This is a genomic window from Methylobacter marinus A45 (assembly GCF_000383855.1).
Lineage (GTDB): Bacteria > Pseudomonadota > Gammaproteobacteria > Methylococcales > Methylomonadaceae > Methylobacter > Methylobacter marinus.
Map to the genome: position 1 here is coordinate 1,551,605 of NZ_KB912877.1, position 22,391 is coordinate 1,573,995.

The 22,391-nt window shown below is 56.2% G+C and carries 15 protein-coding genes; 7 read left to right on the forward strand and 8 right to left on the reverse strand.

Annotated elements, in window-relative coordinates; genetic code table 11:
• Positions 1 to 9: 9 nt before the first annotated feature.
• Together METMA_RS0107095 and METMA_RS0107100 are read right to left on the reverse strand one after the other, a co-directional pair.
• Positions 10 to 1,515: a hypothetical protein gene (locus tag METMA_RS0107095; RefSeq protein WP_051114332.1), complete on the reverse strand. Its 1,506-nt coding sequence runs from the start codon at positions 1,513 to 1,515 to the stop codon at positions 10 to 12.
• A gap of 145 nt (positions 1,516 to 1,660) precedes the next feature.
• Entirely contained in the window at positions 1,661 to 3,121 is a 1,461-nt protein-coding gene (locus tag METMA_RS0107100) for an OprO/OprP family phosphate-selective porin (RefSeq protein ID WP_020158381.1), read from the reverse strand.
• A gap of 652 nt (positions 3,122 to 3,773) precedes the next feature.
• Here METMA_RS0107100 and METMA_RS0107105 point away from each other — a divergent pair.
• The 3 genes from METMA_RS0107105 (at position 3,774) to zwf (ending at position 9,302) form a co-directional block, all read left to right on the forward strand.
• A complete protein-coding gene (locus METMA_RS0107105; RefSeq protein WP_027147108.1) occupies positions 3,774 to 6,059 on the forward strand; it encodes a TonB-dependent receptor family protein in 2,286 nt (761 codons plus the stop codon).
• Positions 6,060 to 6,348: 289 nt separating this feature from the next.
• On the forward strand, positions 6,349 to 7,794 hold the full coding sequence (gnd, locus tag METMA_RS0107110) for a decarboxylating NADP(+)-dependent phosphogluconate dehydrogenase (protein ID WP_020158383.1): 1,446 nt from the start codon (positions 6,349 to 6,351) through the stop codon (positions 7,792 to 7,794).
• 23 nt (positions 7,795 to 7,817) lie between these two features.
• Positions 7,818 to 9,302: a glucose-6-phosphate dehydrogenase gene (gene zwf, locus METMA_RS0107115; RefSeq protein ID WP_020158384.1), complete on the forward strand. Its 1,485-nt coding sequence runs from the start codon at positions 7,818 to 7,820 to the stop codon at positions 9,300 to 9,302.
• A 105-nt stretch (positions 9,303 to 9,407) separates the two neighbouring features.
• On the opposite strand, the gene METMA_RS24170 is transcribed toward zwf, so the two are convergent.
• The 5 genes from METMA_RS24170 to METMA_RS0107145 form a co-directional block, all read right to left on the reverse strand.
• Complete coding sequence (locus tag METMA_RS24170; protein ID WP_036251477.1) at positions 9,408 to 9,851, reverse strand: DUF4383 domain-containing protein; 444 nt, start codon at positions 9,849 to 9,851, stop codon at positions 9,408 to 9,410.
• A 305-nt stretch (positions 9,852 to 10,156) separates the two neighbouring features.
• On the reverse strand, positions 10,157 to 11,212 hold the full coding sequence (locus METMA_RS0107130) for an AI-2E family transporter (RefSeq protein ID WP_020158387.1): 1,056 nt from the start codon (positions 11,210 to 11,212) through the stop codon (positions 10,157 to 10,159).
• A 138-nt stretch (positions 11,213 to 11,350) separates the two neighbouring features.
• Complete coding sequence (gene mtnC, locus METMA_RS0107135) at positions 11,351 to 12,061, reverse strand: acireductone synthase (RefSeq protein WP_020158388.1); 711 nt, start codon at positions 12,059 to 12,061, stop codon at positions 11,351 to 11,353.
• A complete protein-coding gene (locus tag METMA_RS0107140) occupies positions 12,058 to 12,621 on the reverse strand; it encodes a 1,2-dihydroxy-3-keto-5-methylthiopentene dioxygenase (RefSeq protein WP_020158389.1) in 564 nt (187 codons plus the stop codon). The genes mtnC and METMA_RS0107140 overlap by 4 nt, the downstream gene beginning before the upstream one ends.
• Entirely contained in the window at positions 12,618 to 13,238 is a 621-nt protein-coding gene (locus METMA_RS0107145; RefSeq protein ID WP_020158390.1) for a methylthioribulose 1-phosphate dehydratase, read from the reverse strand. Before METMA_RS0107145 ends, METMA_RS0107140 begins: the two co-directional genes overlap by 4 nt.
• Before the next feature lie 307 nt (positions 13,239 to 13,545).
• On the opposite strand from METMA_RS0107145, the gene METMA_RS0107150 reads away from it, so the two are divergent.
• From METMA_RS0107150 to METMA_RS0107165, 4 genes are all read left to right on the forward strand, one after another.
• On the forward strand, positions 13,546 to 14,775 hold the full coding sequence (locus tag METMA_RS0107150) for an NADP-dependent isocitrate dehydrogenase (protein ID WP_020158391.1): 1,230 nt from the start codon (positions 13,546 to 13,548) through the stop codon (positions 14,773 to 14,775).
• A 144-nt stretch (positions 14,776 to 14,919) separates the two neighbouring features.
• Positions 14,920 to 16,056, forward strand: a complete 1,137-nt coding sequence (locus tag METMA_RS0107155; RefSeq protein ID WP_020158392.1) for an efflux RND transporter periplasmic adaptor subunit — start codon at positions 14,920 to 14,922, stop codon at positions 16,054 to 16,056.
• Positions 16,053 to 16,715 (forward strand): ABC transporter ATP-binding protein, encoded by a 663-nt coding sequence (locus METMA_RS0107160; protein WP_020158393.1) that lies wholly within the window; start codon positions 16,053 to 16,055, stop codon positions 16,713 to 16,715. The genes METMA_RS0107155 and METMA_RS0107160 overlap by 4 nt, the downstream gene beginning before the upstream one ends.
• Positions 16,716 to 17,162: 447 nt before the next feature.
• On the forward strand, positions 17,163 to 19,421 hold the full coding sequence (locus METMA_RS0107165; protein WP_156830466.1) for a multiheme c-type cytochrome: 2,259 nt from the start codon (positions 17,163 to 17,165) through the stop codon (positions 19,419 to 19,421).
• 626 nt (positions 19,422 to 20,047) lie between these two features.
• Here the strand turns inward: METMA_RS0107165 and METMA_RS0107170 are convergent.
• Complete coding sequence (locus METMA_RS0107170; RefSeq protein WP_156830467.1) at positions 20,048 to 22,369, reverse strand: PilV family protein; 2,322 nt, start codon at positions 22,367 to 22,369, stop codon at positions 20,048 to 20,050.
• Positions 22,370 to 22,391 lie beyond the last annotated feature (22 nt).

Genomic DNA, 22,391 nt, shown 5'->3' on the forward strand with positions numbered 1-22,391 from the left:
CTGATCCGTTTAAGCCTCGGGCTCTTTTTTGATGATTTTAAAGCACGCAACCGTGCCGTTCATTTCATTGGCGGTCAGCAAATAATGGTCCGCGCCCACCATAAAATGCGCGATACCTTCCGGCGACTTGACGTCTTCCCCGGGAATCATGCCTAATGCCTCCACTTTCGGGCGTTCGGGATCGGCCAGGGAAATCAGCATGACCGCGCCCGCTCTTTCCATGCCGACAGCAACCCAGGGCACCCCTTCAAGATCAAAGGAAACCAGCATTTCCGGCTCGGCGCCTTTGCGGCCGCTTTGGCTGTCGAGATAGAGATGATGCGCAAAAGTCACCTCATCAAGCTGATTGCCCGTATCGCCGACAAACTTGCCCGTCCTGGCATTGAATACGCTGATGGTCCGGCCGCCGCTCAAGGTCTGGCCTTCGGTTTCCGTATCGCCTTCATCGGCGGTCACAAAATAGCGTCCGTCCGCGGTCAAGGCGATGCCATCGGGCTCCCGCAAGGCGACAATGGACTGATCGAAGCTCACCCAGCCGTCATTGGTCAAATCCGCCATGTGCTCCGTGGATCCCATGCCGTAATAGCCCATGACCTTCTCGCTGATCAAGTTGACGACGGCGACTTCGTTGGTTTCCTGCAAGGTCACGTAAGCCCGGCTTGCATCCGGCGAAATGGCGATGTATTCGGGCTCCAGCAAAGTAGACGAGTGCCGGCTTACCGGAATCATTATTTTGCGCTCGCCTTTGGTTTCATTGCCAAAAACCTCGGACTCTTCAAAACGCCCCAGATGGACTTTTTTGTCCTCGATCAGGCCATTGCCGTCGAAATCCATTTGCTTGCTGATGTTTCCATCGCCGTTCCAGTCGATCCCGACTTCCAGATAATGCCCCTTCTCTTCAATGACAAAGCCCTTGCGCGCGGTTACGTCGGCCAACCTCAGGTTATTATTGGCTTCGATCAGACCGTCCCGGTCCAGGTGCACGATCGAAATGCCGCCCTTGGCCTTGAAAAATTGCCGCTTTTGCTGATCAAACCAGAAATCCTCGCCCTCATTGGCGACCATGGCCAGACGGCCGTCCGGCGAAAAAACCACCGCATCCGACCCAAAACCGGCCTCAACCTGATCGATCAGCGCGCCGGTCGACGCCGAACGGATTTCCAGCCGGCCGCGCTTGACGCCCGTGTCGACGACCGCCGCGAACAGGTCGAGCGACGGATGAAAGGCCACGGACGTCAGTTCCTCGCCCTGGCCCAGTCCTAATGAAAAACGGGCCAACCGACGCAGCCTCTCGGGCTGACTGACATCGAGCACATCGACCTCGCCCGTGTCGAAATTGCTCAGCACCGCCCGCAGTGTAAGCGTTTGCACACTGACGATTTCCGTGCCTTTTTCATAGCCCGAGTAATAAAGGGAAACGGGCTTTAAATCCCACTTGACCGGCTCGACCGGTGTCGACACGCAAGCCGGTAATAAAAGAGTTGAAACCAGGGTGATAATGCAAAAAATTTTCAACGACAACCTCATGAGACAAGCAGAGTTAAACGGCAGGTATTCTAACCGTCCGTCCGGCTTATTCCCAACAGATGAAATTTTTATAGAGAAAAGCCGCATCTAAATCGATGCGGCTTTGTAAATGGCCTGGCATTGCCGGCGGACTCTAAAAATACAATTGTCCGCGCAGCATGAAGGTGTCCAGGTTGTCAGGCTGGCCGCCGCCGACCGTGGTCAAAGGCGAATTCTCAACCTCCAATGCTCTGTTGTAGTCCGCCATAAAACGGATATTGTTGTTGACATACCAGTTCAACGCGACCGTAATGTTGCTCATCTGCCCGCCCTTCGAATAATCCGTTAAATCGACTTCCGCGTAACGAGCCGCGAGCTCCCAGGCGCCCAATCCGCCATTGGCCAGACTGAATGGTTTTTTCGGGTCCACATGATAGAACTTGCCTTTCTTGTACTTGCGCGATTCGCCGGTCAAGGTCCATGAAGCCTCGCCATACCAGCCATCAAATTCCAGATTGTCGGAACCGTCTTTCCGATCCAGCCACATATGGGTATATTCGCCGCCCACCGTGAAAGGACCATACAGCGCGTTTGCTTCCAGTCCCACCATCTTGATGTTGTTGACGTCCTCGATATGCCCCGTATCGATCAGATTAAGATTGGACATGTGAGAAGTCTCATAGGAAAACCGCAAATCCTTGTCATTGACATCGTCTTTATGATCCGGAACCCGGTAGTTGCCGGCAACGCCCAAATGAATCACCTTGGTTTTTTCATTGATCGGCGCATAGGTCCAGCGAGAGCTGATCCCCCAACCTTCATCCGCCATATTTTTTTCTTTGTTCGGCGTGACGGTATCGCCGTAGATACCGACTTGTCCGGTCCAGTCTTTGTTCAGGCTTGCGACATTAAGACCGATGGCACGATCCACGGTAGGCGCGTTCAACACATCCATCAACGACCGCTCCATAAACATCAGGTCGTTTGAACTTTCCTGCAACTCGCGGCTGAAGGCCTGCTTTTGTTGCCCGACAGTGATCGCCAAAGGAATTTCCAGCGCTTTTAGCCCATGATATTGCAGGAACATGTCCTTGACCCCGACCGAGTTATCGGCGAAGTCCACTTGGCTTTTAAATTCCCAATCCTTGAAGAAAACACCGGTGAATTCCATACGCGCACGGCGGATTTCCGTGCCGTCATTGGCTTCAACATGATTGCCTTTGCTATCCAGATAATCGTCACCGCTGCTGTATGAGGCATCGGCATGAATACGGCCGCCCAGCTTGAACTGAAAATTTTTATCCGCCGTTTCAAACTGTACGCCTTTCTTATCCAGCTTGACCTTGACTTGCTCGGCTTCCTTCATATGCTCGTCCAGCGCCTTCAGTTCGTTGGTCTTCAGCGCCAGGTCATTGCGAATCGCCTCCAGCTCGGCCTTTTGGCTGGCGGTCTCTTCCACTTTTTCGAAAGTTCCCAGCTTGATCCGGTTGGGGCCGGGTTGAGCGTAGATTTGTTGCGTCGTGCTGTCGACATACAGATCAATAGCAAAAGCAGAGGATGACAGGCTCGCCCCCAGAACGCCCGCCACTGCCAGAGTAACTTCGGAGAATTTCATTTCTTGCTCACAATTATTATTAGAAAATGTCCAGCAAGAATAGGGGATTAAGGTGACGATTTAGTGACAGTTTTATTACAGTTTTATTACAGCGCCATCCTCCAGTCCGCTGACTTGAGAAGGCGGCCGCTCGGGGTGTTGAGCATCGAAACGGTAGTTATCGAAGAAGACAGGCCGGGCCAGTCAATAGGTTTACGCCGGGCCGGAATTTACCGCCCGGCTTTTTTTCATTTTAAGCATCTATCCGGGCGCTGCGCGACACTCTCAATAGCCGCGCCTTAACCTTAAATGCCATCGACCAAAAGCAGGCGCTCCAGCGCGACGCAGTGAAGCGCATCGCTCGCGAACCATGCGCCTGCTTACGCCGGCACATCCTATGCCTAAACAGGAAAATTATTGACGACCAACGCCTTATTGTATTGTCCGGTATTTTTTCACGCTAATCCTTACCCCGGCCAAACTGAAGTGTGTTACCCCTCCCCCGCACAAGAGAACGTGATATTAATGCCTTTGCAAATAAGATTGATTATCATTAAGAATTATAGTATTTTTGTTCCCAATGTTTTGTTGTTAAGCCACAGGTGTTGCCGTGCACATACACCGGAATGCTTCAAACCGGCACTGTACAAGAATTAAAACTTTAGGGGGTTATATGTTGAAACCAAAACAACTCATAGGGCCATTATCATTGGCCTGTCTTTCGGTGAGCATGACAGCGCAGGCTGATACCGAGGCTGTCGATAAAGAGGCGCCGCCGGCCGTCCTGGGCACGGTAACGATCATCGGTGATCCGGAGCAGGTCAAGGACCTGCCGGCTTCGGCGCAATACATCGATACCTCGGAAATCCGCGATCAAAGCTACAGCGACATCAACCGCATCTTGCGCCGGGCGCCCGGCGTCAACATCCGGGAGGAAGACGGTTTCGGCTTATTCCCCAATATCAGTTTTCGCGGCGTCGACACCACCCGCAGCGCCAAGATCACGGTCATGGAAGATGGCGTATTGACCGCGCCGGCCGCTTATTCGGCGCCGCCGGCCTACTATAACCCGGCCGGCGGGCGCATGAGCGGCGTGGAAGTCCTGAAAGGCTCCAGCCAGATCGAATACGGCCCTCATATCACCGGCGGCGTGCTCAACTACTTGTCAACCCCGATTCCGGACAGCGGCAAGGCTTACCTGAAAGCGATCTACGGCAGCTACGGTGAATTCAGATCACATGGCTTCGTCGGCGATACCCTGGAAACGGAACACGGCCGTTTCGGTTACCTGGTCGAAGGCTTTTATCGCGGCTCGGACGGCTTCAAATCCATTGATGAAACCGCCGATTTCCACAACGGCGACCAAACCGGCTTCCAGCAGGTTGAACCGATGGTGCGCTTGTCCTGGGAGCCGAACACGGATATTTACCAGAAGCTGGAAGTCAAATTCGGCTACTCCAGCATGGACGCGGACGAATCCTATCTGGGCTTGAGCGAGGTTGATTTCAGGAATGATCCGTTCCGGCGCTATTCCGCGTCGCGTTTCGACAATATGGACTCCGACCGCTCCGGCGGTTTTGCCCGTTATTTCATTTCGCCGACCGATAACCTCGATATCGTGACCACCGCGTATTACAGCGAGTTTAATCGTAACTGGAGTAAATTGAACGATATTCGCAATGTGCCCGACGCGCTTGGCGGATCTGGCGTAAACATGACGTTGTCCGCCGCATTGGCGGGGGCCAATGGCGGCAATGGCCTTGCGTGCCTGAAAGGCGATCTCGGTTGCCGCCTGCGCGTGCGTGACAATAATCGCAGTTACTACATGGGGGGCGTTGAAACGGTCGCGGATTACCGCTTTGATTTGGGCGCCACGCACCATGAACTCAACGGCGGCTTCCGCTACCACGAAGATAAGGAAACCCGGTTCCAGCACGATACGACTTACACGCAAGCCGCGGGCGGCACGATTTCAAGCAGCGTCGTCGGCGCGCCGGGCAGCCAGGATAATCGTTCCGGCCTCACCAATGCCTATGCGTTCTTCCTGAAAGACCGGATCGAATTCGGCAATTGGGGCTTTACGCCGGGTATCCGCTATGAGCATCTGAATCATGTCTATGTCAACAATCTCAATCCAAGCCTGAACGGTAGAAGCTCGCTGGACATGTATGCCGGCGGGGCCAGCCTGGATTACCGCTTCAACGAGGACTTCATGATGTTCGGCAGCGCGCACCGTGGATTTTCGCCGCCCAGCCCGCAAAACGCCGTGGTTGACAAGCTGGGAGAAGAAACCAGCAATGCCTTCGAATTGGGCGGGCGCTATACGCACGGCGCTTTTTCAGCCGAAGTCACCGGCTTCTATACGCAGTTCGATAACTTGCTGGTGGTCGACAACATCGGCGGCGCCGGTACCGGAGAAAGCGAAAACTTCGGCCAGGTCGACAGCCGCGGCGTCGAGCTGGGGTTAAACTTCGATGCCGGCGAGGCTTTCGGATGGGGTTTTAGCAATCCTTACTACCTGGCGTTCACCTACACCGACACCGAACAGATGAACGACGCCACCTCGACCGATGCGGAATCGATTTTCAGCTTCGGCAAAAAAGGCAATCGCATCCCCTATATTCCCGAGTATGCGGTCAGCTTCGGCAGCGGCCTGCATTTCGACCGCTGGGGCATCGATGTCGCCGCCAGCTACGTCGATGAAACCTATACCAGCGCCAACAACACCGACGTTCAGCTCAACGGCGCCGGCGAGCCTGACTCCCGGTTCGGCAAGACCGACAGCTATATCGTCGCCGACGTCTCGGCCTATTATCAGGTCGCCAAAGGCGTGAAAATTCTGGGCGGCGTGCAAAATATCGGCGACGAGGAATATCTGGTCTCCAGACAGCCGCACGGCCCTCGCCCCGGCATGCCTTTGTTTGCTTACGGCGGTTTCGAACTGGATTTCGACATTTAATCGCCTCGTGCACTCTCGGTCTTACGGGCCGAGGGTTTTCCGCGCCGGCCTTGCTTTCCCCAAACCGCCCGCCTCGTGTCAAAGCGGTTTTGCTCATTTTTTCCGGAACAACCGCCGCAGTCGACACCGCATTACCGATCACAGCGCGTCTCAAGGACCAGGCGCCCTACCGGACGGTTATAATGGCATGACATGCCGTGAACCCTTGCCGGCATCTCAAGTCACAGAAAAGAGTAAGAGCGCTAAGCTCATAAATTGCTCCTCAAGTCCTGATGCTTACGGAGGCTATATGAAAGCAAATATCGGTTTAATCGGCCTGGCGGTCATGGGACAAAACCTGGTCCTCAACATGAACGATCACGGTTTCAAAGTCGCGGTCTATAACCGCACGACCAGCAAAGTGGATGAGTTTTTGACCGGTCCGGCCAGCAATACCGCGGTTATCGGCACGCATTCACTGCAGGAACTGGTCAACAGCCTCGAGACGCCCCGTATCATCATGTTGATGGTCAAGGCCGGCAGCGTGGTCGATCAGTATATCAACGACCTGCTGCCGCTGCTGTCACACGGCGACATCCTCATCGACGGCGGCAATTCGCTGTTTACGGACACGCACCGGCGCACGCAGGCCCTGAAAGAAAAAGGCATTCTTTACATCGGCACGGGCGTCTCCGGCGGCGAGGAAGGCGCCCGACACGGTCCGTCCATCATGCCCGGCGGCAACAAGGCCGCCTGGCCCACCGTCAAACCGATCCTGCAAGCCATCAGCGCGCAGGTGGAAGGCAAGCCCTGCTGCGATTGGGTCGGCGATAACGGCGCCGGCCATTATGTCAAAATGGTGCATAACGGCATCGAGTACGGCGATATGCAGCTGATCGGCGAAGCCTACCAGCTGCTGTCCGAGGGGCTGGGCCTGACAGCCGACGAACTGCACACGCTGTTTGCCATATGGAATCAGGGCGAGCTCAGCTCTTATCTGATCGAGATCACCGCCGATATTTTCGCTTTCAAGGATGAGAACGGCCAGCCGCTGCTGGACAGCATTCTCGATGCGGCCGGCCAGAAAGGTACCGGCAAATGGACCGGCATCAACGCCCTGGAGCTCGGCATTCCGCTGACGCTGATCGTCGAATCGGTGTTCGCGCGCTCGCTATCGGCGCAAAAGGAGGAACGCCTCAAGGCCGCGCAACTGCTGCCCAAGCACACGCATACCTTCGGCGGCGACCGGCATACCATGATCAACACCATCCGCAATGCGCTGTACGCCTCCAAGATCATTTCCTACGCCCAGGGTTTTCGCCTGATGCGCGAAGCCTCCAGTGAATACAACATGGCGCTGAACTATGGCGAGATCGCCCTGATGTGGCGCGGCGGCTGCATCATCCGCAGCCGGTTTTTGAATGACATCAAGCAAGCCTACGATGCCGACCCTGACCTGCAAAGCCTGCTGTTGGCCGATTTCTTCGTCGATGCCATCCAACAGGCCGATCAGGGCTGGCGCAAAGCGGTCATGCTGGGCATAGAGCTGGGCATTCCGACGCCGGCATTTTCGGCCGCGCTGGCGTATTACGACGGCTATCGCACGGAAAGACTGCCGGCCAACCTGCTGCAGGCACAGCGCGATTATTTCGGCGCCCATACCTATGAGCGCGTGGATAAGCCGCGCGGGCAATTCTTTCATACCGACTGGACCGGGCGCGGCGGCAAAACCTCGGCATCCACCTATACTGTCTAATCATTGTCCCTGGAACTTTCATCATGAGCGCCGACCCCTGCACCTACGTTATTTTCGGAGCCACCGGCAACCTGTCGCGGACCAAACTGATGCCGGCCCTCTATCATCTCGATGCCGAACAGCGCCTGCCCGAAGGCACGCGCATCCTGGCCATCGGGCGCAGGGACTGGGATCAGGCCCAGTGGCAAGCCGAAGCCCGGGGCATGATAGAGGCCAAGGCGCGCGAAGGCATCGACGAAGCCGTGTTCCAGCGCTTCAGCGCGCGCCTGCATTTTCATCAGGGTGATATCCGGCAGGAAGCCTGCTATGAAGGGCTGGCCTCGACGCTCGCATCCAGCCAGTTCCCGAATAATGTAGCGTTTTATCTGGCCGTCAGCCCGTCCGACTTCGGCTTCGTCATGGAACTGCTGAGCCGCAACCGCCTGTTCGACGAAGAAGACGGCTGGCGGCGCGCGATCATCGAAAAGCCGTTCGGCTATGACCTGGACAGCGCCCGGTCGCTGCAAAGACGCATCAGCCACTATCTGAGCGAGGAACAGATTTACCGCATCGACCACTATCTGGGCAAAGGCACCGTGCAAAACGTGCTGGTGTTCCGGTTCGCCAATCTCCTGCTGGAGCCGCTGTGGAACCGTAACTTCATCGATCATATCCAGATCACGCATTCCGAAGACATCGGCATCGGCAGCCGCGGCGACTATTACAATACCGCCGGCGCCATGCGCGACATGCTGCAAAGTCACCTGCTGCAGTTGCTGACGCTGGTCGCGATGGAACCGCCCGCCTCCATGGAAGCCGAATCCCTGCGAGACGAAAAAGTCAAAGTGCTGAAATCGCTCCGGCCGATACCGAAAGAAGCCGTGCACGCGCATGCGTTCCGCGCCCAGTACGCCAAAGGCAGCATCAACGGCGAAAAAGTCCCCGGCTACCTGCAGGAAGCCCATATCCCGCCCGACAGCGTTACCGAAACCTACGCCGCGATGAAACTGTATGTCGACAACTGGCGCTGGCGCGGCGTGCCTTTCTATCTGCGCACCGGCAAGCGCATGGCCAGGGCGCAATCGGTCATCTCGATCTGCTTTCGCCACCCGCCGCTGCAATTTTTTCGCGGCACCGAAGTGAGTTGCATGAACCCGAACTGGATATTGCTGGGGATACAGCCCGAGGAATGCATCCGCATCGAGATGACGATCAAGGAACCGGGACTGGAAATGCGCACGCGCATGAGCACGCTCGATGCCAGCCTCCGGCAGCAGCACGAGACATCCCACGACGCTTATGAAGACCTGTTGCTGGATGTACTGACCGGCGACCGGTCGTTGTTTTTGCGCTTTGATGAAGTCGAATACGCCTGGCGCATCATCGACCCGATCCTGCAGACCTGGGCCGTTGAGCGCGACTATATCGCCACCTATCCGGCCGGTTCCTGGGGACCGCCGGAGAGCCGCCGCCTGTTCGACAAGGAAGGTCAGTTCTGGCGCAGTTCGCTGACGCCTGAATGCAACTAGGCCGCTTCGAAGATCGACTCCGAAGCGGCCCAGTCCTATCAATATTGCAGGGCACGCACCGCGTACCCTTTTAAAACATCAGCCAGGATCAACTCCTAGATACACTCAGTGTTGAAGTGTTGGATGATAAACATGAGCCGGCGGACCATAACCGAAATAACCGGCAACCAGCGCGGACAGGGCATGCAGCCATACGTCATGGCCGAAAATCGGCGCCAGCCCGAACAGGGTGCTGGTAGCCGGGATCAGCCCCAGAACGGTCAGCACGCCATAGAAGATTGTCACGCCGCGCGCGAATACCAGCGCTTTGCGATTGTCTTTGGCACTGATGATGCCCCAGGCCCCAATCGCCAGATGCACGAGATTGTGCATTACGTTAACGGCAAACAGACCCAGCAGCCAGCCGTACCCGGTCTCGACAGCCAGGCCCGGCGCATTCATAGGCGGTGCCTGCACCAGCCCCGGTATAAAGCCCAGTATGCCAACAATAAAGAACACTGCACCGTAATAAAGTGCAAATTTGTCAAGCCTCAGATCTCGTGTATGCATTTTTCACCTCCCATCAGTTGGGTTAAAAAATAAACAAGCATCAGAGTCACTTCTCGCTTTTTGTGTAGAAAACTCGCTGCCGTCGCTTGTGACGCCAGTAGTGAATTAACTTAACAAATTAGACATCGCGGCAAAATAATCATTCAGTAAAATTTGACAAATCCTTAAAAAAATCAGTCAGATAGGAAGAGCTCGCGCTGCACTGAAAGCCGGGGCCTTTAAGAATTTGATACGCCGCAACTGATTTTTCGGCCCACGGCATTTGAATACCTTTGCCGGGCGCCCCTTGGACAGTCAAACGGCCCTCACTCCCGCAATCGCCCATCCCGAGACAACAGCACCGCGACCCAGCGCGTGTCCTCGAAATGATAGAGCACAATCATGAGGATCACCATCATGGGCACGCCGAGAAACAGGCCGGGGACGCCCCAGAGATACCCCCAGAGCAACATGGAAAGCACGATCACCAAAGGGCTGATATTGAGCCGATGCCCCATCAGGTTCGGGTCCAAAATATTGCCGATGACGATCTGGGTAGCGCCGATACCGAAGAATATCACCAGAAAAGGCGTCAGAGGCTCGAACTGTACCAGTGCCAGCAGACTGGGCAGTATGGTGGCGACAATGGAACCGATGTTGGGAATAAAATTGAGCACGAAAATCAACACCGCCCATAACTCGGCGAAATCCAGGCCGGTCCACGAGAGTATCACGAAGGAAATGGCCGCGGTCAGAAAGCTGGTGAAGGTCTTGACGCCGATATAGGTGCGGATATCGGCATCGATAGCCTGAAAAACCGCGAGTACATCATCATGCCCCTGGTTTCCCATCAGGGCACGCTCGATTTTTTTCATGAAATAAGGCTGCTCGATGAACAAAAGCAGCAGATAAATGCTGATCAGACCGAGATTGCCGATGAGGTTCGCCATGCTTTTGACCAGCATGGCGAGCATGCCGCCCAGTTCCAGGTTGGCGAAATACTCCGTCAGGGCCTGACTGTGTTCGATGGAGAAATTTTCCAGCAGCGCCCTGAACTGCCGCACCAGGTTTTCCTGATACTGGGGCGCCGCCTCAACGACTTGGTAAACATTGCCGGTGATCAGGTTGACCAGCCCCTGCGTCAATAGCAGGATCGTGGTACCGGACAAGATGAAAGCCAGCCATTTCGGCAAGCGTTTGCCGAATACCGAAAAGGAGCTGTAGCTGATGGCGATAACATTCACCAGATACCAGATAAACAAGGCCACCACCAGCGGAATCAGCAGATTGCGTCCGACATAAAGAAAAACCAAAACGACGACAATGAGCAACAGCCAATAGACTGAATTGACGAGCCTGACGTTAACTTGTGGTTGCTTCATCGTGCCGCCTTCGCTTGGTGTTCATTGTAGGTCGGGTTAGCGGTAGCGTAACCCGACATTTACTGAATTGACGAGCCTGGTGCTAACTTGTAGTTGCTTCATCGTGCCGCCTTCGTTTGGTGTTCAATGTAGGTCGGGTTAGCGGTAGCGTGACTCGACATTTACAGTCGACTGATTAAAATCAATCTGATCGAAACTGCCGACCTGCCGGTGTTCCGCCCCTGCGTCCAGCGTGCTGTCGCGTGTCAGCCAGATGGTGTTGAAACCGGCCGCGCGCGCGGCATCGAGCTCTTCCTTGATATCGGACAAGAACAATATACTAGCGGCCGGCAGGCCCAGTTGCCCAGCTATTTTCTCGTACGCGGCCCGCTCGCGCTTGCCGCCGATATGGGTGTCGAAATAGCCGGAAAACAGCGGCGTCAGATCGCCGAAGTCGCTGTGCCCGAACAGCAGCTTCTGCGCATAAACCGAACCCGACGAATAAACATACAGGGCGATGCCGTCGGCGTGCCATTGCTTCAGGTGCTCGACCGCATCGCGGTACACATGGCCGGTAAAGTCGCCCTGCCGGTAGCCAGCCTCCCAGATCAGGCCCTGCAGCGATTTCAGCGGGGTGATTTTTTTATCTTCGTCGATCCAGCGGATCAATTGCTCGATCACCTGCCCGGTATCGAGATCGGCGCCGGCTTCGGCACGCACATCGTCCAACAGCGCCTTGACCTCGGCCTCATCGGCATGGTCGCGCACAAACCCGGCCAGATGCGCGCGCGCATACGGGAACAGCACGTCCTTGACGAAGGACAGCGATGAGGTCGTACCCTCGATATCGGTGACGATGGCCTTGATCATGACCGCATCACCGCCAGGTATTGGTCATAAGTCGGAAAGGTTTTGGCGATATCGCTGCCGGTAAAGTCGGCCACCCAGCCTTCCGGCGTCGTGAACAGGCGGATGCATTTGAAATTCGGGTTTTCGCCCATGTCGAACCAGTGCGTGGTGTTGGCCGGAACGCTGATCAGATCGCCCTGCTCGCACAGCACGGCATAGACTTTACCGGCCACATGCAGATAAAAAAGCCCGCTGCCCTCGATAAAGAAGCGCACTTCAAAATCTCTGTGCGTGTGCTCGGCCAGGAATTTCTGCCGGAACGCGGCTTTCTCGGGATGATCCGGTTTTAAACTGATCACGTCGACGGACTGGAAACCGTATTGCCGCTTCAGGCGCTCGATGGAATCCTCATAAGCCGCGATCACATCATCGGCGCTGGCATCGGCGGCCAGTTCGCGGTTGGCGGTCCAGCGCTCGAATTGCACGCCTATCGCGTCCAGCTGGTCTTTAATATCCGCGAAATCGGTGTAGAGCCAACCTTGTTCAGGGGCGTTATCGGCATAGATAGTCAATGCGCTCATAGTTTTTTAACTCCGTGCAGTCGTAGTTCACAATCAAATAAAAATTCCAGCGCCTCCAGATGGCGCAGCGCCTCGGCGACGCTGCCGCCCCAGGTATAGAAGCCGTGCCCGGCGATGACATAGGCGTGCATGTTACCGTGGGTATCGAGATATTGCTCCACCTTGCCGGCCAGACGGGCGATATCCTGGTCATTGGCGAATACCGGAACCACAATCCGGGTCTCATGCGTGTCGATGCCGCTGAAGGCTTTCAGCAGCTCGTAATCCTCCAGCACGATTTCCTCGCCGAAAATGCGCGACGCCAGCGTCGCGTTGACCGAGTGCGGATGCAGCACGGCCCGGGCCTCGGGAAAGCGTTTATATAAGGATGTGTGCAACAAGGTTTCGGCCGACGGTTGCTTGCCGTCCAGCGACCGGCCTTCGGTATCGACCCGCATGATATCGTCGATCTGCAACCGGCCCTTGTGCTTGCCCGAAACAGTCACGGCAATCGTGCCGTCGGACAGGCGCGTGGAAAAGTTGCCGCTGGTGGCCGGCACCCAGCCTTTGTTGTCGATAAAGCGCCCGGCGTCAATCAGTTCGTTGGCCCGGGCGAGAAATTCTTCGGTATAAGTCATGTCAGTCAATTAAAAGACAGGATAAGGGAAGCGGAAAGTTCGGATTTTAACACTTTTGCGCGGCAATGATCTTATAGATGCAGCCGATCCAGGCATGGTGGGCTATCAAGCGGGACGGGGTTTGCAACCCCGTCCCTAGCGTTTCTGCGATGTCTAGGCCCGGGTAGGGTACGCGATGCTCACCCTACAGAATTACAAAACGCGGTAGACCAGGTTTACCAACCCGGCCTGCCATGCTTATAGATACAAATTCCCGGGGATCGATTATATTGATCCGACCATTACTTCCCAGCGCGAGGACAGTCCGATGAAAAAAATAACCGTAGACCATCCCATGGTAGAACTGGACGGCGATGAAATGACGCGCATCATCTGGCATTTCATCAAGGAGCAGCTGATTCTGCCCTATCTGGACGTGCCGATCGAGTATTACGACCTCGGCATCGAAAACCGCGACCGGACCGACGACCAGGTCACCATCGAGGCCGCGCGGGCGATCAAGCGGCACGGCGTCGGCGTCAAGTGCGCGACGATCACGCCCGACGAGGCGCGCGTCAGGGAGTTCAACCTCAAGAAGATGTACAAGTCGCCGAACGGCACGATCCGCAACATCCTGGACGGCACCGTTTTCCGCGAGCCGATCATCTGCAAAAACGTGCCGCGCCTGGTGCCGAACTGGACGCAGCCCATCTGCATCGGCCGTCACGCCTTCGGCGACCAGTACCGCGCCACCGATTTCGCCACCCACGGCCCCGGCCGGCTCACGATCACGTTCACGCCCGACGACGGCAGCGCCGGACAGTCCCACGAGGTCTACCACTTCGAGGGCGACGGCGTGGCGCTGGCCATGTTCAACACCGACGAGTCAATCGCGGGCTTCGCGCGCAGCTGCTTCAACGTCGCGCTCGACCGCGGCTGGCCGCTGTACCTGTCGACCAAGAACACGATCCTGAAAAAATACGACGGCCGCTTCAAGGACATTTTCGAGGCCATCTACCAGGCCGAATACCGGGAGGGCTTCGCCGAACAGGGCATTACCTACGAGCACAAACTGATCGACGACATGGTCGCCTCGGCGCTGAAATGGAGCGGCGCCTTCGTCTGGGCCTGCAAGAACTACGACGGCGACGTGCAGTCCGATACCGTGGCTCAGGGCTTCGGCTCATTGGGCCTGATGACCTCGACGCTGGTCACGCCGGATGGCAAAACCCTGGAAGCCGAAGCCGCGCACGGCACCGTCACACGCCACTACCGCCTGCGCCAGCAAGGCCGGCCGACCTCGACCAATCCCATCGCGTCGATTTTCGCCTGGACGCGCGGCCTGGCATTCCGGGGCAAACTCGACGGCAACCAGCCACTGATCGATTTCTGCCAGACGCTGGAAAACGTCTGCGTCGAGACGGTCGAGTCGGGGCACATGACCAAGGACCTGGCGCTGTGCATCCACGGCGACCGGCTCGATGAATCCCATTACCTGAGCACCGAGGCTTTTCTCGATACATTAAGACGCAATCTGGAGAACAGCCTGGGACAATGAACACGGTTATACTTTATCCGGAGCATGCCCTATGCGTCTCAACGCAAAATAATAAGAAATTGGTGGGAGCGACGCCTTCGTCGCGATAGCAGTCCTTGAAATCGCGACGAAGGCGTCGCTCCCACGGTTGGTATCATCAAATTAATGAACAAAAAAACCCTTATCTTCACCCTGCTTGCCGCCGCCGTCGGCATCGCCTATTTCACCTTGCGGCAACCCGAGCCCGTCACCGTTAAAACAGCACTCGTCGAACGAGGCGAAGTCAGCGCCACGGTCGCCAACACCCGGGTCGGCACGGTCAAGGCCTGCCGGCGCGCCTATCTGGCGCCCGCGACCGGCGGCCAGGTCGCCGAGTTGCATGTCAAGGAAGGCGACCGCGTCAAGCAGGATCAACTGCTGCTGGAAGTCTGGAACAAGGACCTGAAAGAACAGGTTAAACTGCAGAAAGCCCAGATCAAGGCAAACCAGGCGACCGCCGAGCAGACCTGCCTGCTGGCCGCCAGCGCCCAGCGCGAAGCCGATCGCCTGGCGCGCCTGCTGCAAAAAAACCAGTTTGTGTCGGAGGAACAGGTCGACATCAAAGCCACCGACGCCAAAGCCAGGCGCGCCGCCTGCACCGCCGCCCATGAAGCCATCGCCGTCAGTCGCGCCAATCTTGATTTCACGCGCGCGTCCATCGAACGCACGCTCCTGCGGGCGCCGTTCGACGGCGTCGTCGCCGAAATCAATGCCGAACTGGGCGAATTCGTCACGCCCTCGCCGCCCGGCATTCCGACCCTGCCGGCCATCGACCTGCTCGACGTCAGCTGTCTTTTTGTCTCGGCGCCCATCGATGAGGTCGATGCGCCGCAGATCAAGACCGGCATGAGCGCCTGCGTCTCGCTCGACGCCTTCAGCGAAAAGCGCTGTTCGGGCACGGTCAGCCGCATCGCGCCGTATGTGCAGGAAAAGGAAAAGCAGGCGCGCACGGTCGAGGTCGAGGTGAAACTGACCGACCCGCGGGACATCAGGGACTTGCTGCCCGGCTATAGCGCCGACATCGAGGTGTTGCTGGCCGACAAGCACCAGGCGCTCAGGGTGCCGGCCGAAGCGGTGCTGGAAAGCAACCGCGTGCTGCTGTTGCGGGACGACGGCCTGCTCGAGGAGCGGACCTTCGAACCCGGCCTGTCCAACTGGAATTATGTCGAAGTGCTGTCCGGTCTCGCTATCGGGGACAAAGTCGTGCTGTCGGTAGGCCAGGAGGGCGTCGTGGCCGGCGCTTACGCGCGCGAACAGCCATGATCGAGCTGGAAAACATCCACCGCTATTTCCAGGTCGGCGAACAGACCGTCCACGCCCTCGATGGCATCAACCTGAGCATCGACAAGGGCGAATATGTCTCGGTCATGGGGCCGTCGGGCTCAGGCAAATCAACGCTGCTGAATGTCATCGCGCTGCTTGATCAGCCGTCGTCGGGCCGTTACCGGCTGAACGGCCGCGACGTGACCCAGCTCAGCGACGACGAGCTGGCCCAGGTCCGGCGCGAGAACATCGGCTTCGTGTTCCAGTTCTTCCACCTGATCCCGCGCCTGACCGCCGCCGAGAATGTCGAGATGCCGATGATCCTGGCCGGCGTCGCGCCCAGGGAGCGTAAGCGACGCGTGGCCGAGGCGCTGGCCGACGTCAATCTTCAGGATCGCGCCAGCCACCGGCCCGATCAGCTTTCGGGCGGCCAGCTCCAGCGCATCGCCATCGCCCGCGCCATGATCATGCAGCCTGAAATCCTGCTGGCGGACGAACCCACCGGCAACCTCGACAGCAAATCCGGCGGCGAAATCATCGACCTGCTGGAGAACCTGAACCGGCAAGGCGTGACGCTGATGATCATCACCCACGACCAGCACATAGGCGACCGGGCGCGGCGCAAAATCCGCATTGTCGACGGCCAGATCAGGCCATGATTCAAGCTGTAGGCTGGGTTGGAGCTTTAGCGGAAACCCGCGAATGCCGGACTCAGGACTGGATTCAAATAACATCCCGATGCCGATCTTTATGAGTCCCTGTGGGAGCGATGCCTACATCGCGACTAAAGACCGTCAATCGCGATGTAGGCATCGCTCCCACAACCGCTGACCGAATTTAAAACAAGGCAATTGTTGATTGTCAAATCCTTATCAGCCTGGTCAACCGCGGCATATGCCACACCCACCGCGGCATATGCCGCGGTTATATTAACAACAACTAATAAAAGCGCTATAAATCAGCAAGGTATCAATTGGCATATTTATTGCTATGCAATTACTTGTGTTTGGAAGCAGCAAGCAGCACCCGGCCTGTTCTGGCCAATGCTACTTGCCAACGACAACAACCCGGCCCAGGCCGGCTTTCCATCCGTTACGAGAGTATTTATGCCGCGTTATTATTTCTTCGCTTACCTGCTATGGCTAATCATGGCCCTGAGTATCCATGACGCCCATGCCGGCCCCCACCACCATAAAGACACCACGCCCGATCCCTTTTACTTTATCGACCAGACCGGCGTCGCCCTTGCCGTGGTCGTGACCTCGAACACGATCACGGTCAACGGCATCAACGCCTCGACTTCCATCAGCGTCACCGGCGGCAAGTATTCGCGCAACGGCGGCGCCTTCACAGCCGCCAGCGGCAAAGTCTATAACGGCGACACGGTGCGCGTCCGGCAGACGGCTTCATCCTCATACAGCACGACCACGAACACCGTCCTGACCATCGGCGGCGTAAAGGACACTTTCAGCGTCACGACGCAGGCGGGCAGCGCCGATACGACGCCCGACGCCTTCGGCTTCACGGCGCAAACCGACGTCGCGCTCAATACCGCCGTCACGTCGAACGCGGCCACGATCACCGGCATCGATGCGCCGGCACCGGTCAGCGTCAGCGTCGGCAGCTATTCGATCAACGGTGGCGCCTTTACCAGCGCGGCCGGCAGCATCAATAATGGCGACAGCGTGCGCGTACGACTGACCTCGTCAGCGCAGTACAGCATGCAAACGGCCGTGACGTTGACGATAGGCGGCGTGCAGGGCGCATTTCAGGTCACCACGCTGGCCGATGCCGGCGGCTTCCTGTTGGAACCGGCCTCGGGCGGCGATCCCAACTTTACCTCCACGCATTTCTCAGGCTCGGGCAACTGCCTGATGTGCCACAACAACCTGACCGACGCGCAGGGTAAGGATGTTTCGATTGAAACAGACTGGTCATCGACCATGATGGCCAACTCGGCGCGCGACCCGCTGTGGCGCGCCAAAGTGCGCAGTGAGCTGAACCGCAACCCGCAACTGGCCGACGTAATCAGCGACAAGTGCACGCGCTGCCACGCGCCCATGGCCAACTTCGAAGCCAAAACCAGCGGCGAACCGATGCAGATCCTCGACGGCGGTGTCCTCGATGCCAGTCACAATCGCCATGACAGCGCCCTGAACGGCGTCAGCTGCACGCTGTGTCATCAGATCCAGGACTCGCCGAATCTGGGCACCCTGAGCGGCTTCACCGGCAAGTACGAAATCGGCAGCAACAAGCTGATTTACGGGCCGTATACCGATCTGTTCCCCAACCCGATGGTCATGAACACCGGCTACACGCCGACCTACAGCGCCCATGTCAAGGAATCCAAGCTGTGCGCTTCCTGCCACAACCTGAAAACGCCTTATGTGGACTCGTTCGGCAACGTGCTCAGCACCACGCCCGAGAGCGAATTCCCCGAGCAGATGCCGTACAGCGAATGGGAGCACAGCAGCTACGCGACCAGCAATCCGCAAAGCTGCCAGCAGTGCCATATGAGCCGCGCCGACGGCGTGGCGATCTCGAACCGGCCGATGTGGCTGCAGACCCGCGACAATTTCGCCGTGCATGAACTGGTCGGCGCCAACCGGCTGATGCTGAACATCCTCAACGACAACAAAACCCAACTGGGCGTATTGTCGAACAACTTCCCGGAAACCATCGCCAAGACCGAAGCCATGCTGCAAAGCGCCGCGACCGTGACGCCGGTCAGCCAGTCGCTGGCCGACGACACGCTGGACTTCACCCTGCGCGTGAACAGCAATACCGGCCACAAGCTGCCCAGCGCCTATCCGTCGCGGCGCGTGATTCTGCACGTCACGGTCAAGGACGCGTCAGGCAATGTGGTGTTCGAATCGGGCAAGGTGAACGCCGACGGCAGCGTGACCGGCGTCGATGCCGATACCGATCCGGCCGCGTTTGAACCGCACCACGACCTGATCACCGCGCCGGACCAGGTGCAGGTCTACGAAGCGATCATGGGCGATGACATGAATCAGGTCACCTACACGCTGCTGCGCGGCATGACCTATCTGAAGGACAACCGCATCCTGCCGCAAGGCTTCGACAAGGCGACCGCTCCGTCGGACATCCGCGTCGCCGGCAATGCGCTGACCGACGATAACTTCATCGGCGGCAGTGACGAAGTCAGCTACCGGATTCCCGGACTCAGCGGCATCGGTTACCAGGTAACGGCCGAACTGATCCATCAGCCGCTGGCCTACGGCTTCGCGCAGGATCTGTTCAATGATTCCGGTGCGGAAATCCAGGACTTCCGAACCATGTTCCAGGCGTCCAACGCCAAATCCACCACCATAACCACACAGGCATTCAGCGTCTCACGCTAGACAATACCCAGGACGCAAGGACGCGTCTCCCTCCTCCTCTTGCCGGAACAGGTTAAGGATAATGTGTTCCGGTTTTTCCAGAATCCTTGAAATGTTCGTTTAACCGAAATGCCGTCTTGATTGGGCATCAGCCAATCTGTTCGGCTTATGTGTGGGCGTCGACCAGGGTGTGATTAATCGCCCCGCAAATACATGGGGCAAAATTCATCGTGTAGCGTGTAGATAAAATGTGGGCAGACAAGCGTTGCCTAACTTGCCAGGCTTGCGCATGAAATGGACTTTCATAAAAAACCGCCGCTGCCAAGTAAGGCATACAGCGGTTATTGGATTGTACGATTTTCGCGGCAGGTTAATGTCGGGTTGCGAACAGCATGCAACCCGACCTACACGGCTCTTCGTTTACCTGGCATTTGCCGCTAATAGTGAACGGGGGAAGCGCTGCCTATCCGAACAGGCATCGCTCTATCGGTTATGGTTTAAATAGTAGGACATAAAAACAGCGGTCAATCCTTTCGGATGGTGCGTGTCGCCCCGTCCGAAAGGATTGACCCCTGATTAAGTGGAATCGCTTGCTTCAGCATTAGAAACGGGACGGCAAACTCCGCCCCGTTTGAAACTCATCCTTATTAGTTTGTCGTCAAAATCGACGGCCCAATAATGGTGACATTGCTACTTGTGCAGGATACCGATACCGGATTATTTACAGAATCAACTGCAACCTTGCTACCGCCGATAGTCACACTTCCTGAATCCGCAATTGTTCCAGCGGCACAAGAATAACTGTAATTACCGGATACATTGGTAATCGAGCAGTTACTTGAAGGCGTTGCCGCCGGAGAAGAAGTAACTCTAACGGAACCATTCGTTACATCTTTACCGCTTATGCCCTGGGCAATATTGCCTGTTACTGTTACATTACAATCCGTCAGGTTATTCGAATTAAAACTTGGCCCGGTAACAGCAGTCACACCTGCAAGTGTAGCTACCCCACTCACTTGCTGTACATTTCCACCCGTCACGTTAATGGTTACATCACCAGGCAGCGAGGTAATAGTGCAGGTGTAGGTATTATCATAGTTATTCGTGCAACTGCCTCCGTCAAGGTTGAAAATTATGGAATCTGCCTGATGGCCTGTGACTGCACCGGTAATGACATAAGTCATGAGAGTCGGTGCGGCCGCGACAAAATCCGGCCCATCGACATCCGCGGCATCCGCCAGGTTCACCGTATTGATACTATCCATTGCCAAAGTTACATCGCCACCGGATGCATTAATGGTAATGGTTGTGGGTGTTGCCGTAATCGTGCATTCATAGCTGTAGCTGATGCTGTCAGCATTCAAGGCTGTTGTACAAGTTCCATCCGTTAAAGTTAAGGTCACCGAGCCCGCCTGATTGCCTGATATGCTGCCGGTAATATGATACTCGGTCTCTTCAGCCTCTGAGTCATTGGCAACAAGCGCAGGGCCTGTGATGCTGGGCTGCGAGGTTGAGACGTTAATCACGGTGGAATTTGGCGCTACACTGCCGCCTGTCGCGGTAATGGTGACGGATGCAGTGGTATCGACAACAGTAATCGTACACTGATAAGTATAGTTATTATTATTTGAGGTAATGGTGCAGCCATTGCCATTGACAAACACTTGCACCAAATTAGCCTGATCGCCAGAAATATTACCGGCAACAGTGTAGGTAATAATTGAGCCGCAGCTTGATACATTTTCTGCCTGTGAAGTATTAATGTCATCAGGCCCTAACGAACGGTATACCGTGGAACTGGGCACACTCAATTCGTCAAAATTCTGGAACCGGTTGCAATCATTGCTATTCCCGGTTGCCCTCACCACCAGAAAGTCCTGGCATGCAAAAGACTGATTGATACCTTCCGAGCCAACCACATTGTTATTAGCATCCAGACGCTGGGTTAAATACAAGCGAGCGGTAGTAGTGGCAGTTTCAATGCCGGTGCCGGCGATATCTTCGGCAAAGCAGACTTTTTTATTGTGAAAGCTAGCATCACTGGTTTCAATTAAGCCCACTTTGCCGTACCAGCCGCCTGAGACTGCCGTATACGTTACTGTATCGTCCTGATTGACACAGCCGTTGCCTCCATTCGTGCAATCGCCGCCAAAATAACAAATATAATCGGACTGATTTTCATGAACGGGAAACACACAATAAGCCAAGTCGGAAAAGGTCACCGGATAACTGGTCAATGGCGATATAGAGACCGTAGGGTTCTGACCATTTCCAACATTACCTGCGTATACATTCCCTTTAATTGTATGAATTGACCCGCCATTGAATTTGATCATGGCCTTGCCGGTTGAATCCAGCAAATAGATACGGCCCGTGTCATCGGTATATTTAAATAGACCGGAATCGTCATCCAGCGCCGTTTCGCCGTCAATTTCATCAAGGTCGAACTGTTCGGCCGGAGTTGACGACGAATTGTTATTCGGGCTAGGCGCACGCGCTGCGAGGCCATTGCCATCTGTTGCGTAATCTGTGGCTTTTCCCGGATCTGCCCAAACCACTTGACTGACCATATTGACCGTTTCATCAGCGCTGGCGCCACCCCATGTCACCTTTACACTGATGTTCTTCCTATCGGGACTGGTGGCGTCTGTCAACGTCCAGCTTCTGGCAAACGTAGCATTGCTGCCATTGATACTCTCGGTGCCGGTACCGGTGGCAAGATCAACGTCGAAGCTGCTCTTGCTGGGATCAGTGCTGGCCTTGAGAATATTGTTCCGAAATTGTTCAAGTTTTTCTTCTGCCAGCTTGACAGCTTCAGAGCGGGCTTTGCTCTCGCCGCTGCTGTGCATTAGCTCGCCTTGCAGCGATGCCAGCGACAGCAAGCCGACAGCAATCACAACGGCGGCAATCAACACTTCTATTAAACCAATACCCTGTTGTGCTTTCATTTTGTTTGTATAAATAGCCATAAAAATCGCCTGTCTGATTGCC

Coding starts and splice junctions, on each gene's coding strand:
- METMA_RS0107100 (WP_020158381.1), bottom strand. CDS start 3,121: ATGAAATTCTCCGAAGTTACTCTGGCAGTGGCGGGCGTTCTGGGGGCG.
- METMA_RS0107170 (WP_156830467.1), bottom strand. CDS start 22,369: ATGGCTATTTATACAAACAAAATGAAAGCACAACAGGGTATTGGTTTA.
- METMA_RS0107150 (WP_020158391.1), top strand. CDS start 13,546: ATGAAAAAAATAACCGTAGACCATCCCATGGTAGAACTGGACGGCGAT.
- gnd (WP_020158383.1), top strand. CDS start 6,349: ATGAAAGCAAATATCGGTTTAATCGGCCTGGCGGTCATGGGACAAAAC.
- zwf (WP_020158384.1), top strand. CDS start 7,818: ATGAGCGCCGACCCCTGCACCTACGTTATTTTCGGAGCCACCGGCAAC.
- METMA_RS0107165 (WP_156830466.1), top strand. CDS start 17,163: ATGCCGCGTTATTATTTCTTCGCTTACCTGCTATGGCTAATCATGGCC.
- METMA_RS0107160 (WP_020158393.1), top strand. CDS start 16,053: ATGATCGAGCTGGAAAACATCCACCGCTATTTCCAGGTCGGCGAACAG.
- METMA_RS24170 (WP_036251477.1), bottom strand. CDS start 9,851: ATGCATACACGAGATCTGAGGCTTGACAAATTTGCACTTTATTACGGT.
- METMA_RS0107145 (WP_020158390.1), bottom strand. CDS start 13,238: ATGACTTATACCGAAGAATTTCTCGCCCGGGCCAACGAACTGATTGAC.
- METMA_RS0107105 (WP_027147108.1), top strand. CDS start 3,774: ATGTTGAAACCAAAACAACTCATAGGGCCATTATCATTGGCCTGTCTT.
- METMA_RS0107155 (WP_020158392.1), top strand. CDS start 14,920: ATGAACAAAAAAACCCTTATCTTCACCCTGCTTGCCGCCGCCGTCGGC.
- mtnC (WP_020158388.1), bottom strand. CDS start 12,061: ATGATCAAGGCCATCGTCACCGATATCGAGGGTACGACCTCATCGCTG.
- METMA_RS0107130 (WP_020158387.1), bottom strand. CDS start 11,212: ATGAAGCAACCACAAGTTAACGTCAGGCTCGTCAATTCAGTCTATTGG.
- METMA_RS0107140 (WP_020158389.1), bottom strand. CDS start 12,621: ATGAGCGCATTGACTATCTATGCCGATAACGCCCCTGAACAAGGTTGG.